A 15807-nucleotide genomic window follows, 5' to 3' on the forward strand; every position below is an offset into this window, starting at 1 on the left:
AGCAGGGCCAGGAGTCGGAAGAGTCGTGTTGTCACAAGTGTGCCGGTGTAGTCCGTAGGATAAGTATCGACGAATCGCTCAAGCCGCATTTTTTTGGAATAGCGCATAGAACAAACCGTCGTGGTCCTGCTCCGCGCTGCCAGTCGGCAACAGCTGGCCAGGCGCTGTCAATCGGGTTGCATTATTGCGTACCGCAAATGCCGCCGCCTGTGCCTCGGACTCTTGCGGCCACAATGAACATGTCACGAACAGCAATTTACCATCGGGGCGCAGCATCTGCCACAGGTTGTCCAGAATTTTGGATGAAAGTGTTGCAAGTTGGAACGCATCGCCCTTGCGGCGCAACCAGCGGATATCAGGATGGCGGCGCACGATGCCCGAAGCCGTGCACGGCACGTCGGCCAGGATGCGGTCGAACTGCTGCCCGTCCCACCACGCGCTCGATTGCGCATCCTGCGCCTTCAAGGTGGCGTCCAGGCCCAGGCGCTCGAGGTTTTCCGCGATGCGCGGCAGGCGCTTGGCGTCCGCATCGATGGCAGTCACCTGCACGTCGGCCAGCTCAAGGATATGGCACGTCTTGCCGCCCGGCGCCGCGCAGGCGTCCAGCACGCGCATGCCATCCTGCAAATCCAGCAGCGGCGCAGCCAATTGCGCGCCAGCATCCTGCACAGAAACGACGCCCTGCTCGAAGCCGGGGATCAAGGCCACGCCGATCGGCTTGTCCAGGCGCACGGCGAACGGCCCCACCTGGCGCGCGGCAATGCCCGCCTCGGCCAGCACGGCCAGATACGCTTCGACCGTGCTCTTGCGGCGATTCACGCGCAAGGTCAATGGCGGCACGGCATTGCCGGCCGTCAGAATGGCTTGCCAGTCGCGCGGATAGGCCAGGCGCAGCGAGTCGATCCACCACTGCGGATAATTCCATTGCGCCAAAGGTTGCTGCAGGGCCGCTTCCAGCAAGGACTTGCGCTCGCGCAAGAAACGGCGCAAGACGGCATTCACCATGCCCTTGGCATGCGCCAGGTCGGGGTGCGAGGTGGCGACCGTGACGGCCTGGTCGACCACCGTGAATTCTTCGTACGGCTGTTCGCCCGGCTCGGCGGACATCAGCGACAGCGCGCAGCACAGCAGGGCGGCCAGCATCGGCGGCTCGGGCGCCTTCGACGTCATCAGGCCGACCAGGGTTTCGCTGCGGCCCAGCTGGCGCATGGTACGGTAGGAAATATCCTGGATGGCGCCGCGCGCCTGCGGGCTGGCGTTCGATTGCGCAAACACCTTGGCCAGCGCCTGCGGCAGGGCCGTGCCCGTGCGCACTTGCGCCACGGCATTGGCCGCGCCCAGCAGGCAAAACGCCAGCGAATCGGCACGCAAATCGGGTTGGAAGCCTGGCTGCAAGACCGGTTTCAGGTCGGGATGGTAGCTGGGACGCAGTTTCGGTGCGGCAGGAGCCTGGCCTGGCGCCGGCTTGGTTTTCAATTTCAGCGTGGGGCGCTTGTTCATAGTTATCCGGTGTGGCTGCGCGCGGCGGGCTGCATGGTGGCAAAGTCGCGGCCGCGCGTCATCAATAAAGGGTCGATTGTAGCGTTTGTGGCGCCCTCTGACCCAAGCGATTGCAGCGATACATGTAAATTGCGGCAAAAAACTGCATATATACAAGCAGAATGTCCCATGCTGATGTTTTCGTGCACCAACATGGGCATGCTGTCCTGATAATATCGTGAAACGCGCCGGCACGGGGACACTGCCGGCTAGCGTATTGTTCCCGGCAGCAAACCAGTATAATTAACGCAGTCTGGGCGGCTTGGGTACTTGCCGTCCGTTTTGCTTTTTGATTCATTCTATTCATTCTTAACGCGGTTCCACCGCCATCCTGCTCATGCTCGCCCAACAGAAACAAGAAATCATCGCCCTGTTCCAGGCCGCCCTCGCTCCCGTCCTGGCCGGCACTTCGCTTGCGCCTAGCGTAGTGCTCGAGCGACCACGCGATGCATCGCATGGCGACGTCGCCTGCAATATCGCCATGCAACTGGCCAAGCAGCTGAAACAGAATCCCCGCGAACTGGCGCAAACCATCGTTGCGGCCGTGCTGGCCAATCCGGCCGGCAAGGGCCTGGTCGAGGCAGTGGAAATCGCCGGCCCCGGCTTCATCAACGTGCGCGTCTCCGCCGCCGCCAAGCAAGCCGTGGTGAAAACCATTCTGAGCGAGGCCGACAGCTATGGCCGCAGCACGGCAGGCGCCGGCAAGCAGGTCATCCTGGAATTCGTCTCGGCCAACCCGACCGGTCCGCTGCACGTGGGCCACGGCCGCCAGGCAGCCTTGGGCGACGCCCTGTCCTCGCTGTTCGACGCGCAAGGCTACCAGGTGACGCGCGAGTTCTACTATAACGACGCGGGCGTGCAGATCCAGACCCTGGCCAACTCCGTGCAGGCGCGCGCGCGCGGCTTCAAGCCGGGCGACGCAGAATGGCCCGAGTCCGCTTACAACGGCGACTACATCGCCGATATCGCCAGCGACTTCAAGGCCGGCAAGACCGTCTCGGCCAGCGATGGCCAGCCTGCTACGGCCAATGGCAACGTGGAAGACATCGATTCGATCCGCCCGTTCGCCGTCACCTACCTGCGCAACGAGCAGGACATCGACTTGCAGGCGTTTGGCGTGAAGTTCGACAATTACTACCTGGAATCGTCGCTGTACGCGGACGGCAAGGTCAACAGCGCCGTGGAAACCCTGATCAAGGCGGGCCACACGTATGAGCAGGATGGCGCGCTGTGGCTGCGCACCACCGACTTCGGCGATGACAAGGACCGCGTGATGCGCAAGACGGACGGCACCTACACGTATTTCGTGCCGGACGTGGCCTATCACCTGGTGAAATGGCAGCGCGGCTTCGTGCAGGCCATCAATATCCAGGGCAGCGACCACCACGGCACCATCGCGCGCGTGCGCGCCGGCCTGCAGGCCGTCGACATGGGCATCCCGCAAGGCTACCCCGACTACGTGCTGCACAAGATGGTCACCGTCATGAAGGACGGCGAAGAAGTCAAGATTTCGAAGCGCGCCGGCTCCTACGTGACCGTGCGCGACCTGATCGAATGGTCGGGCGGCGGCGACATCGCCAAGGGCCGCGACGCCGTGCGCTTCTTCCTGATCTCGCGCAAGGCCGACACGGAATTCGTCTTCGACGTCGACGTGGCGCTGAAAACCACCGATGAAAACCCGGTGTATTACGTGCAGTACGCACATGCGCGCATCTGCCGCATCCTGGAAAACTGGGGCGGCGATGCCAGCACGATCGCCGGCGTCGACTTGTCTCCCCTGACAGCGCCGACCGAAGCGACCCTGCTGGCGACCCTGGCCGCCTACCCGGAAATGCTGGCGCGCGCGCAAGCGGAACTGGGCCCGCACCAGGTCGCCTTCTACCTGCGCGACCTGGCAGCCAACCTGCACAGCTTCTACTTCGCCGAAAAAGTGCTGGTCGAGGACGAAGCCGTCAAGATGGCCCGCCTGGCCCTCGTCATCGCCGCGCGCCAGGTACTGCGCAACGGCCTGGCACTGATCGGCGTGTCCGCGCCAAACAAAATGTAATCGCGAAGGTCTAACCGTCAAAATGAATCACGCTTCCCGCTTCTCTTCGACCCGGCGCCAGCAGGGCAATACCCTGGTCGGCATCATCATCGGCCTGGTCATCGGCCTGGGCATCGCCGTGGTGGTCGCCCTGGTGATCACCAAGGGTGCCTCGCCTTTCACCGACAAGTCGGGCAAGGCCGGCAAATCGACCGAACCGACGGCCGGCCAGATCGCCGACCCGAACAAGCCGATGTACGGCAACAAGGAAGCGGCCAAGGAAGCGGCGCGCGACTTCTCCAAGGAGCCGCGCGAGATCGTCACGCCGACGCAGCCAGCAGCGCCAGCACCCGCTCCCGCGCAGCAGCCGAAGGCGCCGCCGCCGGACGCGCTGCAGGAATTGATCGGTACATTGAAGGACAAGCCGGCGCCGAAAACGCCAGCGGCAGCACCAGCGGCGCCCGCGCCGCAAGCCAAGGCCGACGCAAAAGAGGCCAAGGCCGATGCAGCCAGCGACAAATGGATTTATTATCTGCAGGCCGGCGCCTTCCATGACATGTCGGACGCCGAAAGCACGCGCGGCAAACTGGCGCTGCTCGGCTTCGAAGCGGCCATCAGCGACCGCAGCACCGATGCCGGCGTGCTGCACCGCGTGCGTATCGGGCCGTTCAACCAGCTCGAAGCGATGAACCGCGCACGCACCAAACTGTCTGAAAACGGCATCGATGTCGCCGTCGTCCGCAACCAAAAATAAGGAACCAGCATGCGTTTTCTGAAGAAAATCCTGTTCGCCGCCGCCCTGTGCACCGCCGCCATGGGCGCATCGGCCTCGCCGGCCGAGCCGAAAAACGGCGTCGAATACGAAACCCTGCCCACGCCGCAGGCGACGGAATCGGGCAAGAAAATCGAAGTGACGGAATTCTTCGCCTATTACTGCCCGCATTGCAACGTGCTCGAACCGCAGTTGGCGGCCTGGGTCAAGAAACAGGGCGACAACATCGTCTTCAAGCGCGTGCACGTGTCGCGCGATGACAGCGTGGCGCCGCAGCAGCGATTGTTCTTCACCCTGCAAGCCATGGGCCTGGTCGACAAGCTGCACACCGGCGTCTTCCACGCCATGCACGTGGAACGCAACCGCCTGAACACGGACGACGCCGTATTCGATTTCGTCGCCAAGCAGGGCGTGGACCGCCAGAAATTCATCGACACCTACCGTTCGATGGGCGTCTCGGCCCGCGTGCGCCGCGCTGACGCCATGATGCAGGGCTATAACGTGACGTTCTGGCCCATGATCGCCATCGACGGCCGCTACATCACCTCGCCTTCGCAGGCCGATCAGGGCAGCAAGTCTGCCAGGAACGAAGAACAGCTGAACGCCCAGGCGCTCAGCGTGATGGACGTGCTGGTCGCGAAAGCCAAAGCGGAAAAGAAATAAGCATGGCCACTTCCCTGGCGCACCCGGGCATCGCCTGATGCATCGCGTTTTCATCACGGGTGCGTCGAGTGGATTGGGCGCCGCCCTGGCGCTGCAGTACGCGCGCCAGGGCGCCCATTTGGGCTTGCTGGCCCGCCGCGGCGACACCCTGCAGCAACTGATCGCCTCCCTGCCCTACCCTGAACGCCACCGCGCCTACGCCGTCGATGTGTGCGACCACGCCGCCCTGAAAAGCGCCGCCGGTGACTTCATCGCCCATGCGGGCGGCATCGACGTCGTCATCGCCAGCGCCGGCGTGTCCTACGGTACCTTGAGCGAACACGCGGAAGACCTCGACGCCTTCGCGCGCCTCATCGCCATCAACGTCACGGCTACCGTCGCCACCTTCGCGCCCTTCATCGCCGCCATGAAAAGCCAGGGCAGCGGGCGCCTGGTAGGCATCGGCAGCGTGGCCGGCATCCGCGGCCTGCCCGGCGCCGAAGCCTACAGCGCCTCGAAGGCGGCCGTCATCAGCTACTGCGAATCGCTGCGCCTGGAATTGAAACCCGCAGGCGTCAAGGTCGTCACCATCACGCCCGGCTACATCGACACGCCGATGACGCGCCACAATGCCTACCGCATGCCATTCCTGATGCCGGCCGAAAAATTCGCCGCGCGCGCCGCGCGCGCCATCGCCGACGGCGACAGCTACCGCGTGATCCCGTGGCAGATGGGCGTCGTCGCCAAGCTGCTGCGCGCGCTGCCCAATGCCGTCTACGACATGGCCTTCGCCAACGCGCCGCACAAGGCGCGCAGCAAGCCATCCGGCGGCAGCCAGTAAAACCAACCTCTCCCCATGACGAAGCACTCAGACCTGAACAGCGCGGCCATCGCCGCCCATTGCGCCACGGGCGCCTCCCACGTGGCCATCGAGGTGGTCGACGAAACGGGATCGACCAACGCCGACCTGCTGGCGCGCTGCGCCACCCTGGCCGGCCCCACCCTGCGCATCGCCGGCCAGCAGACAGCCGGACGGGGGCGCGCCGGGCGGCCGTGGGTGTCGCAGCCGGACGCCAGCCTGATGTTTTCGCTGGCCTGGCGCTTCAAGGGGCCGCTGCATCAGCTGGTCGGCTTGCCGCTGGCCGTCGGCGTGGCGCTGGCCGAGACCATGACGTCGCTGGGCGTGCCGGTGCAGCTGAAGTGGCCAAACGATATGCTCAAGGATGGCCACAAGCTGGCCGGCATCCTCGTCGAGACCCAGCAGGCAGCGGACGGCGGCGTGTGGGCCGTCATCGGCTGCGGCATCAATCTGCTGATGCCCGATGCGCTGGAACGGCAGATCGGGCGCAGCGTCTCGGCCGTGCCCTGGCTGGCGCAGATGGAACGCAATACCCTGGTGGCCGCCCTGCTCAGCCGCCTGGCCGGCGTGCTGGCCGAATTCGACGACACGGGCTTTGCACCGTTTACCGAACGCTGGAACGCGCTGCACGCCTGGCAAGGCCAGCACGTGAAAATCCTCGACAACGGCCAATTGCTGCAGCAAGGCGTGGCGGCAGGCGTGGACCAGCTGGGCCGCCTGCTGCTGCGCACCGATGGCGGCCTGCAGGAAATCATGTCCGGCGACGTTTCCTTGCGCCTGACGGGGGAGTAAGCGCATGCTACTGCTGATCGACGCCGGCAATACGCGCATCAAATGGGCACTCGTGGCCGCTGGCAGTCCCACCGGCGGCTGGCTGGCCAGCGGCGCCGTCGCGCATGCGCAGATCGACACCCTGGCCGCGCAGTGGGAGACACTCGGCATCAGCGAAGCGCTGCTGTCGAACGTGGCAGGCGCCGCCATCGGCACGCGCCTGCGCGCCATGCTGCCGGTCGCCGCCCGCGACTTTGTATCGCTGCCGCAGCTGGCGGGCCTCACGAATGGCTACCGCGCGCCGTCGCAGCTGGGTTGCGACCGCTTTGCCGCCGCCATCGGCGCGCAGGCGCTGGCGCCTGGCCAGGCCGTCATCGTCGCCAATTGCGGCACCGCCACCACCATCGACGCCATCACGGCCGATGGCGTTTTCCTCGGCGGGATGATCTTGCCGGGACTGGGATTGATGGCCAGCTCGCTGGCGCGCAACACGGCGCAGCTGCCGCAAATCGCCAGCGACGCCCTGCTGCCGGCCGGCTTTGCCGACAACACGGACGACGCCATCCTTTCCGGCTGCCTGGCGGCACAGGCGGGCGCCATCGAACGGGCCGTGCGCATGCATGGCGCCAGCGCCTGTTTGCTGTCGGGCGGCGCCGCACCGCGCATCGCACCGGCCCTGGCGCTGGCCGTGCCGCTGCATCTGGTGGACAATATCGTCATGCTCGGCCTGCAGGCGGCCGCGCGCGCCGGGACCGCAGGAACACAAGGAAACCACGTATGCTGAAATTCGTCTTCTGGCTGCTGGCCGGCGTCAACCTGCTGGTGCTGGCCATCGGCCAGGGTTATCTGGGCAGTTTTCGCACCGAGACGCGCGAACCGGCGCGCCTGAAAAACCAGCTGCAGGCGGGCAAGCTCACCTTGCTGACGCAGGAGCAGGCCACGGCGCCCGCCGCCGAAGAGGGCGCGACGCCGATGGCGGCGGCACCGGCACCGCCGACATCGTATGCCTGCACGGAAGTGGGCAATTTCCTGCTGGCCGATGGGCGCCGCTTTGAAGCGCAAGTGGCGGCATTGGACCTGGGTGACCGTCAGTCGCGCCGCAACGTGGCCGGCCAGGAGATTTCCAGCTACATGGTGTATATCCCGCCGCAGGGCAGCAAGGAAGGCGCCGACCGCAAGGCCGGTGAATTGAAGCAGCTGGGCGTGACGAATTACTTCATCATGAATGAAAGCAGCCCGCTGCGCTGGGGTATTTCACTGGGCGTGTTCAAGTCGGAAACCAGCGCGCAAAGCCAGCTGGCATCGCTCAACAAACAGGGTGTGCACAGCGCCCGCGTCGCGCCGCGCTACAGTGCCGGCAAGCAGCTGGCCTACCAGTTCCGCGACCTCGACGCCGCAACACGCGCGCGTCTCGAGAAGATCAAAACGCAATTCCCTGACCAGGAACTGCGCAGCTGCAAATAAGCACCTGACCAAACCTACTGCGCGTCGCGCTTTGCGGCCTGCGATGCTCGCTGTGCTCCAGCACAGCTGCGCTTCTTGGCCAAAAATCGCTGCCGCTCGCTACGGTTTTACCAGGCGCTTTGCACTGTCAGGCGCGCCTATCGTTGGATGACGATGGGCTTAATGCCTGTCGATTCAGGCAGGCTGGCCGCCGCCCGCGCCGCATCGGCACGGCTCGAGAATGGGCCACCGTACAGGCGGAACAGATTCCCGGCCTGCACCACGCCCAGGGTCCCCAGGGCTGCCGCGTAGGGTTCCAGGCGCGAGCGGCCCGTTTCCGCATTGTCGGCGCGCGAGTAGGCGCCCAGCTGCAGATAGAAACCGCTGGCCAGCGCCGCCGGTGCCGGTGCGGCGACCGTCGCGTCGACGGGCAGCATTTGCGACGACACTTCCGGCTGCACCACGGCGCCCGTTTCCACCGGCGTATCGATGGAGATGGCCACCACGGACGGCACCGGCTTCGGTGCCGCACGGGCGGCCAGGATGGCATCGATATCGGCAGGCAGCAGCCGTTCGACCACCACCTGGTGACTGCCCTTGCCGAGGAAGCCCAGTTTCAGCGCCGCCGTGTACGACACGTCGATGACGCGCGTGGCATGGAAGGGGCCGCGGTCGTTGATGCGCACGATCACCTGCTCGCCGCTGTCGATGCTCGTCACGCGCGCATACGAAGGAATCGGCAAGGTCGGATGGGCCGCCGTCATCTTGTACATATCGTAGATCTCACCCGACGAGGTGCGCTGGCCATGGAATTTCTTGCCATACCAGGTGCCCGTGCCCTTTTGCTTGAAGGGCTCATTGTCGGTGATCGGCGTGTAGGTCTTGCCGAAGACGACATACGGGCGGTTCGAGCGCGTCGAATACGGCTCGTTGCGCACTTCCGCATCGGGCACGTCGCGCAGGTTGGCTGGCGGATTGTCGCCCGGGCCGTCATCCTTGTAGTAGCCGCCGCGCCCGGAGCCGGCCGCCGGCAATGCCGGCAAGGTGGGATCCTGGCGCACGGGCACCTTGACCTTGCCGCCGGACGGCAGCGGCACGTTATTCGATGCGGGCTTTTGCGGCGTCGTGCCGCAAGCGGCCAGGGTCAGCAAGACCGTCAGGCCCAACCCGCGCATGGCGAAAGTATCGAAAGGCGCGCGCATCAGGTCTGCACCAGCTTGCGGTGGCGCTGAATGCTCATCAGGATACCGGTGGCCACGCCCAGGGTCAGCAGCGCGGTGCCGCCATAGCTAAGGAATGGCAAGGGAACGCCGACCACCGGCACGATGCCGCTGACCATGCCCATGTTTACAAAGGCGTAAGTAAAGAAAATCATAGTGATCGCTCCTGCCAGCAGGCGAGTGAAAAAACTGGGGGCATTGGCGGCGATCATCAGCCCCCGTCCCACCAGCAGCAAATACATCAGCATCAGGATCAAGTTACCGACCAGGCCGAATTCCTCGGAATATACGGCAAAAATAAAATCGGTCGTACGCTCGGGAACAAATTCCAGGTGGGCTTGCGTGCCGTGCGTCCAGCCCTTGCCCGTCATGCCGCCGGAACCGATGGCGATGATGGACTGGATGATATGGAAGCCCTTGCCCAGCGGGTCCTTGGTCGGGTCGATCAGCATCATCACGCGGTCGCGCTGATAATCATGCAGGTGCGACCAGGCGATCGGCAGGCATGAAACAAAGGTGATCAGCAAGCCGGCCAGCACCTTCCACGACAAACCGGCCAGGAAGATGACGGTAAAGCCGGCCGCCACCACTAGCAGCGCCGTGCCCAGGTCGGGCTGGCGCGCAATCAGGTAGACGGGCACCAGCAACAGTATCGCCGCCATCAGGAACGATTTCCAGCGCAGGGCGCCCGCATTGTGCTGGAAGAACCAGGCCAGCATCAGCGGCGTGGCGATCTTCAGGAATTCGGACGGCTGGATGTCGATCACGCCGATATGCAGCCAGCGCCGCGCACCGAGCTTGATGGTGCCGAACAGCGCCACGGCCACCAGCAAGATCACCGATATCGTGTACGCCGGCACGGCGATGCGCATCATCATCTGCGGCGTGACGTTGGCCGCCACCCACATGACGAAAAAGCACAGCAAAATATTGCGCAGGTGGTCTTCGATCTTGCCCGGGATGCCGATGCTGGCCGAATACAGGGTCAGCAAGCTGGTACTGAGCAGCATCAGGATGATGATCATCAGCGGCGGATCGAACACCGCCAGATAGGGTTTGGCGCGCCGCCACAGCGAGCGCCTCTCGTTAATGGGCATGTGCTTCCTTATTGCCTGGCAGGTACCGCCGGGGCGGCCTGCTCGTCAGTGATTTCTTCCAGGGTGCGCACTTCGTCGACATCTTCCTTGGGCACCTTGGTGGTGTCCTTTTCCTTGTCGCTCGGGCGCTTGCCCAGCAGGTAGTAGTCGAGCGCCTTGCGCGCGATCGGCGCGGCCACGCCGGCGCCGAAGCCCGCGTTTTCCACCACGATGGCGATCGCGATGCGCGGCTTGTCGGCCGGCGCAAAGGCCGTAAACAGGGCGTTGTCGCGCAGGCGTTCGGCCAGCAGCTTGGCATTGTACTTCTCGTTTTTCTTGATGCCCACCACCTGCGCCGTACCCGTCTTGCCGCCCACCGTGTACTGCACGCCGGTGAAGATGCGCGCGGCCGTGCCACCCTGCTCGCTGGTCACGCCCACCATGGCGCGCTTGATGACGTCGATGTTTTCCTGCTTGAGCGCGATGCGGTAGCTTTCCTTGGGCACCGTCAGGGTGCGCGCGCGCGTAGCCGCGTCCTCGATGATCTTCACCAGATGCGGCTTCATCACCACGCCGTTATTGGCCAGGTTGGCCGTCGCGTGGGCGATCTGCAGCGGTGTATACGAGTTGTAGCCGGAGCCGTTACTCACCGAAATCGTGTCGCCGCCCACCCATTTTTTCTGCTGCGGCGTCTTGAAGCGGTTGCGCTTCCATTCCGTCGACGGCAGCACACCCGTCTTTTCGTTATTCAGGTCGATGCCCGTCAGCTGGCCGAAACCGAACGGTTTCATGAAGTCGTGGATAGCATCGATGCCCATGTCGCGACCCAGCTGGTAGTAATAGGTGTTGCACGAAACGACGATGGACTTGTGCATGTCCACCGTGCCATGGCCGCCCACCTTGTCATCGCGGAAGGTGTGGCCGCCGAGGATGAAGAAACCGGGATCGGAAATCGACTGGCTCGGCGTGCGCTTGCCCAATTCGAGTGCGGCCAGCGCCATGAAGGGCTTGAAGGTCGAGCCGGGCGCGTAGGTGCCAGACAGGGGACGGTTGACCATCGGCCGGTCCAGCGAGGTATTGAGTTCGTTCCAGCTTTGCTGGTCGATGCCGTCGACGAACAGGTTCGGGTCGTAGCCGGGCTTCGAGACATACGCCAGGATGTCGCCCGTGGCCGGATCGATGGCCACGGCTGCGCCGCGCCATTCGCCGAACGCTTCCTCGACGACCTTCTGCAGCTCGATGTCGATCGACAGGATCAGATTGTTGCCAGGGGTGGCGGCCGTGCGCGACAGGGTGCGCATGGCGCGCCCGCCGGCCGACACTTCCACCTCTTCATAGCCGGTGGTGCCATGCAGCTGCTTTTCGTAGCTTTTTTCCAGGCCTTCCTTGCCGATATGGTCGGTGCCGTTGTAATTGGCCGCGTCCTCGCCCTCTTCCAGCGCCTTCGCTTCATTGCGGTTGATGCGGCCGATGAAGCCCACCACGTGCGACGCCACCTCGCCCATCGGATACTGGCGGAACAGGCGCGCCTGCACCTCGACGCCGGGGAAGCGGAAACGCTGCGCCGTGAAGCGCGCCACTTCCTCGTCCGTCAATCGCGTGCGCAGCGGCACGCTGACGAAGTTCTTGGATTCTTCCAGCAGCTTCTTGAAGCGGCGGCGGTCCTTGATGTCGATCTGCACCAGGGTCGACAGCTCGTCGATCACGGAATCGAGGCTGGCGCTCAATTTCGAGGGCGTGATTTCCAGCGTATAGGCCGAGTAATTGCGCGCCAGGACCACGCCGTTGCGGTCGAGGATCAGGCCGCGCGTGGGCACGATGGGCACCACGGCGATACGGTTGTCCTCGGCCTTGGTCGCGTAGTCCTCGTGCTTGATCACCTGCAGCCAGATGAAGCGCGCCAGCAGCAGCGAAAAGCAGACGAAGACGAGCGCGCCCAGGATGGTCAGGCGCATGCGGAAAAAATGCAGTTCGCGCTCGGTGTTCTTAAGTTCAGTCATTGCAGGCGCCCGTCAAATCGGCCGGTTATGGTCGCGGTCCACGGCGCGGCGCTGCGGTGCCAGCAAGATCCACGTGACGATGGGCCACAGGGCGACGGCGACGAAGCTCTCGATGAAATTGAGCCAGCCGGGGAAGCGGCCCGAGACGATCAGACGCGTCAGCAATTGCAGCGCCTGCGTCAGCAGCAGCAGCGGCAGCACGTGCAGCGCCTGCGTCATGATGGGGAACCACAGCACGCGGCGGTGCATCATGATGGCGAAGTACGACAGCAAGGTATAGGCCAGCGCATTCTCGCCCAGCAGGGTCGAGTCGTGCACGTCCATCATCAGGCCCATGAAAAACGCCACGCCGATACCGACCTTGCGCGGCTGGTGGATGCCCCAGAAGACCAGCACCAGGGCGACGAAATCGGGCACGCCGACGAACTGCCCCCATGGAAGCAGGTTCAGCAGGAAAGCGCACAGCAGGGAAAACCCGATGAACAGGGGGCTGACCGGCAGCAGGATGTAATGCGGGCGGTTCATCGTGTCGCTTCCTTCGGTGGCACGGCGGCAGGTGTTGGCGTTGCTGCTGGTGTTGCGGCAGGCGCCGCCGGTTTCGGCGCCGGGCTGGCAGGCGGTTTCGCGGCCGGCGCGGTCGCCGCATTGGCGGCCGCTGGTGCCGCAGCGGCAGGCTCCTTGGCGGGATCCTTGATCGGCGCCATCTTGCCGGCGATCTTGCGCCCCGTCTTGACTTCTTCAGCGGGCGGACGCGGCGGAATTTCCGGCGACGTCATCAAGATGAGCAGCTGGGTGTTGCGTTCAATGCCGGCCAGCGGCTGGCAGACGACGCGGCCGAACGGGCCATGCGCATTGCGCTCGACCAGGGTCACGCGCGCCACGGCCAGGCCGGCCGGATACAGGCCGTCGAGGCCCGAGGTAATGACGATGTCGCCGATCTGGATGTCGGCGCTGGGGGCAGTGAAGCGCAGCTCCATGGTGCCGGACTTGCCGCGCCCGATGGCCACGCTGCGCACACCATTGCGCAACAGCTGCACGGGAATGGCCTGCTCTTCATCGGTCAGGAGCGTCACTTCGGAGGTGAACGGGAACACGCGCGTGACTTGTCCCACCACGCCCAGGTTGTCGATCACGGGGCGGCCCAGTTCCACGCCATGCTGGATGCCCCGGTCGAGCACGATCTTGCGCGTGGCCGAATCGCGCGTGTCGTACAGCACTTCGGCCATCATGGTCTTGACAGGCACGCGCTCGCGCGCTTCCATCAACTTGCGCAGGTGGTTGTTTTCAACGATGTTGAGCTGCGCCTGCTGCAGGATCTGCGCCGAGGCGATCTGTTCGTGTTTCAGGTCGCGCACCTGTTTTTCCAGGGCGGACAGCGAAGAAAAATAGTTGCCGACACCAACCGCCACGTCGCGCGGCACCAGGGCTGCCATCTGCACCGGATACAGCACGGTGCCGACGGCCTGGCGCACGGCCGTCAGCGCGTGCATGCGCGAATCGACCAGCAACAGGGCGATTGAAATGCCGGCGAACACCATCATCTTGACGCGGGCGGAGGCGCCTTGTTTGAAAAGTGGCGGAGGACTGTATTCCATGACTTCCAATAATCAGGCCAGGCGCAGTGCGCCAACGTGCAGGCCCCGGTCAAACGCCGGCGCCAAAACCAAAAAAAGGCCGGAGTTGGTTTCCGGCCCTTCTGTCAGATTATTCGTAGGAAAAGATCGAGCCGAGCTTGTCCATACGTTCCAGGGCCATCCCGGAACCGCGCACCACGCAGGTGAGCGGATCCTCGGCCACCAGCACCGGCAGGCCGGTTTCCTCCATCAGCAGGCGGTCCAGGTCGCGCAGCAGTGCGCCGCCGCCCGTCAGCATCATGCCTTTTTCGGCGATGTCGGCGCCCAGTTCCGGCGGCGTCTGTTCCAGCGCGTTTTTCACGGCCGAGACGATGTTGTTCAGCGGGTCGGTCAGCGCTTCGAGGATTTCGTTGCTGGAGATGGTGAACGAACGCGGGATGCCTTCGGACAGGTTGCGGCCCTTGACTTCCATTTCCTTCACTTCCGAGCCAGGGAAGGCCGAACCGATGGCCTTCTTGATGGCTTCAGCCGTCTGTTCGCCGATCAGCATGCCGTAGTTGCGGCGGATATAGTTGACGATGGCTTCATCGAATTTGTCGCCGCCGACGCGCACGGAACCCTTGTAGACCATGCCGCCCAGCGAAATGATGCCCACTTCGGTGGTGCCGCCGCCGATGTCGACCACCATCGAGCCGGTCGCTTCGGACACGGGCAAGCCCGCGCCGATGGCCGCAGCCATCGGTTCTTCGATCAGGTACACCTGCGAGGCGCCGGCGCCCAGGGCCGATTCGCGGATCGCGCGGCGCTCAACCTGGGTCGAACCGCACGGCACGCAAATGATGATGCGCGGCGATGGACGGAAGAATTTCGAGTCGTGCACCATGCGGATGAATTGCTTGAGCATCTGCTCGGTCACGGTGAAGTCGGCGATCACGCCATCTTTCATCGGACGAATCGCTTCGATATTGCCCGGCACTTTGCCCAGCATCTGCTTGGCTTCCTTGCCGACTGCCTGAATGGTCTTCTTGCCATTCGGACCGCCTTCCTGGCGGATGGCGACAACGGATGGCTCGTCCAGGACGATACCGAGGCCGCGTACATAAATAAGGGTGTTGGCCGTGCCCAAGTCAATGGCCAGATCGGTGGAGATATACCTGCGTAAAAAACCAAACATGAGTGTCCTGTAGCGCATCGAGCTGCGCAAAAGCTGTTTATGGGGAGTTTCAAAGCGGGCGCTTTCAGGCACCCTGAAAATCCAAAAGGCGATTTTTCCGGGTTTCGCTTGGCGCTTGCGCAATCTTTTCTATGCTGCGGCAGCAGTCCATCAGCGCCGGCAACGCATTAACCCGCCATTCTACCTTATAATTTGAATGCGATTTGCTCAAAAACCATGGAAAAGTGCGACTCTTGCAGCCGCGAGTTACGCGGCATTCCTCGATTTTTGTGAGCAAAATAGCAGTAAATACCCGCGTTTTATCAAAACGCCAACTTAATACTAATGCGCGGCACTCCGCGCCATTCGCCATGTCCCTGACACTCTCCGACGTAAAACGCATCGCCCACCTGGCCCAACTTGAAATGGCCGACGACCAGGCCGTCACGTCTTTGGCCCAATTGAACAAGATTTTTGCACTGGCAGAACAAATGCAAGCCGTCAATACCGATGGCGTGGCGCCCCTGAGCCACCCGCTGGCCGCCCATATGGACAATATCGCCCTGCGTCTGCGCGAGGACATCGCCACGGAACAGAACCGCCGCGATGCCTACCAGGCCGTGGCGCCGAAGGTACAGGATGGCCTGTATCTCGTGCCCAAGGTCATCGAGTAACTGGCACCTGACATAAGCTACTGCGCGTCGCGATTTGCGGCCTGCGATGCTCACTGTG

Annotated in this window: 15 protein-coding genes; 8 read left to right on the plus strand and 7 right to left on the minus strand. The window is 63.8% G+C overall.

What is annotated here, in order from left to right; translation table 11 throughout:
* Nucleotides 1-78: 78 nt before the first annotated feature.
* The gene (gene rsmB, locus CSQ91_RS26515) at nucleotides 79-1500 is read right to left on the minus strand and encodes a 16S rRNA (cytosine(967)-C(5))-methyltransferase RsmB (protein ID WP_034784714.1); all 1422 of its coding nucleotides are present in this window, start codon (nucleotides 1498-1500) and stop codon (nucleotides 79-81) included.
* Between the two features lie 376 nt (nucleotides 1501-1876).
* On the opposite strand from rsmB, the gene argS reads away from it, so the two are divergent.
* From argS to CSQ91_RS26550, 7 genes are read left to right on the plus strand one after another with little or no spacing between them, the layout of a single operon-like run.
* Nucleotides 1877-3586 carry an arginine--tRNA ligase gene (gene argS / locus CSQ91_RS26520; protein WP_099390063.1) on the plus strand — a complete coding sequence of 570 codons (1710 nt, stop codon included), beginning with the start codon at nucleotides 1877-1879 and terminating at the stop codon, nucleotides 3584-3586.
* A gap of 22 nt (nucleotides 3587-3608) precedes the next feature.
* A complete protein-coding gene (locus tag CSQ91_RS26525; protein WP_099390064.1) occupies nucleotides 3609-4319 on the plus strand; it encodes an SPOR domain-containing protein in 711 nt (236 codons plus the stop codon).
* A gap of 9 nt (nucleotides 4320-4328) precedes the next feature.
* Nucleotides 4329-5000 (plus strand): thiol:disulfide interchange protein DsbA/DsbL, encoded by a 672-nt coding sequence (locus tag CSQ91_RS26530; RefSeq protein ID WP_034784709.1) that lies wholly within the window; start codon nucleotides 4329-4331, stop codon nucleotides 4998-5000.
* 37 nt (nucleotides 5001-5037) lie between these two features.
* Nucleotides 5038-5820 (plus strand): SDR family oxidoreductase, encoded by a 783-nt coding sequence (locus CSQ91_RS26535; protein WP_099390065.1) that lies wholly within the window; start codon nucleotides 5038-5040, stop codon nucleotides 5818-5820.
* A 15-nt stretch (nucleotides 5821-5835) separates the two neighbouring features.
* Nucleotides 5836-6630 (plus strand): biotin--[acetyl-CoA-carboxylase] ligase, encoded by a 795-nt coding sequence (locus CSQ91_RS26540; RefSeq protein WP_099390066.1) that lies wholly within the window; start codon nucleotides 5836-5838, stop codon nucleotides 6628-6630.
* 4 nt (nucleotides 6631-6634) lie between these two features.
* Entirely contained in the window at nucleotides 6635-7393 is a 759-nt protein-coding gene (locus CSQ91_RS26545) for a type III pantothenate kinase (RefSeq protein WP_099390067.1), read from the plus strand.
* Entirely contained in the window at nucleotides 7387-8073 is a 687-nt protein-coding gene (locus tag CSQ91_RS26550) for an SPOR domain-containing protein (protein ID WP_070278304.1), read from the plus strand. The genes CSQ91_RS26545 and CSQ91_RS26550 overlap by 7 nt, the downstream gene beginning before the upstream one ends.
* 137 nt (nucleotides 8074-8210) lie before the next feature.
* Here the strand turns inward: CSQ91_RS26550 and CSQ91_RS26555 are convergent, their stop codons facing one another.
* The 6 genes from CSQ91_RS26555 to CSQ91_RS26580 form a co-directional block, all read right to left on the minus strand.
* On the minus strand, nucleotides 8211-9254 hold the full coding sequence (locus tag CSQ91_RS26555) for a septal ring lytic transglycosylase RlpA family protein (protein ID WP_052140358.1): 1044 nt from the start codon (nucleotides 9252-9254) through the stop codon (nucleotides 8211-8213).
* A complete protein-coding gene (gene rodA / locus CSQ91_RS26560) occupies nucleotides 9254-10369 on the minus strand; it encodes a rod shape-determining protein RodA (protein ID WP_034784703.1) in 1116 nt (371 codons plus the stop codon). Before rodA ends, CSQ91_RS26555 begins: the two co-directional genes overlap by 1 nt.
* Nucleotides 10370-10377: 8 nt before the next feature.
* On the minus strand, nucleotides 10378-12348 hold the full coding sequence (mrdA, locus tag CSQ91_RS26565; protein ID WP_034784702.1) for a penicillin-binding protein 2: 1971 nt from the start codon (nucleotides 12346-12348) through the stop codon (nucleotides 10378-10380).
* Nucleotides 12349-12360: 12 nt separating this feature from the next.
* Entirely contained in the window at nucleotides 12361-12873 is a 513-nt protein-coding gene (gene mreD / locus CSQ91_RS26570; protein ID WP_034749354.1) for a rod shape-determining protein MreD, read from the minus strand.
* A complete protein-coding gene (gene mreC, locus CSQ91_RS26575; RefSeq protein WP_034784701.1) occupies nucleotides 12870-13943 on the minus strand; it encodes a rod shape-determining protein MreC in 1074 nt (357 codons plus the stop codon). The genes mreD and mreC overlap by 4 nt, the downstream gene beginning before the upstream one ends.
* A gap of 109 nt (nucleotides 13944-14052) precedes the next feature.
* Entirely contained in the window at nucleotides 14053-15096 is a 1044-nt protein-coding gene (locus CSQ91_RS26580) for a rod shape-determining protein (RefSeq protein WP_010393186.1), read from the minus strand.
* 350 nt (nucleotides 15097-15446) lie between these two features.
* On the opposite strand from CSQ91_RS26580, the gene gatC reads away from it, so the two are divergent.
* Complete coding sequence (gatC, locus tag CSQ91_RS26585) at nucleotides 15447-15749, plus strand: Asp-tRNA(Asn)/Glu-tRNA(Gln) amidotransferase subunit GatC (protein ID WP_034784699.1); 303 nt, start codon at nucleotides 15447-15449, stop codon at nucleotides 15747-15749.
* Nucleotides 15750-15807: the final 58 nt, after the last annotated feature.

It is taken from the genome of Janthinobacterium sp. BJB301 (assembly GCF_002735685.1).
GTDB classification, from domain to species: domain Bacteria; phylum Pseudomonadota; class Gammaproteobacteria; order Burkholderiales; family Burkholderiaceae_D; genus Janthinobacterium; species Janthinobacterium lividum.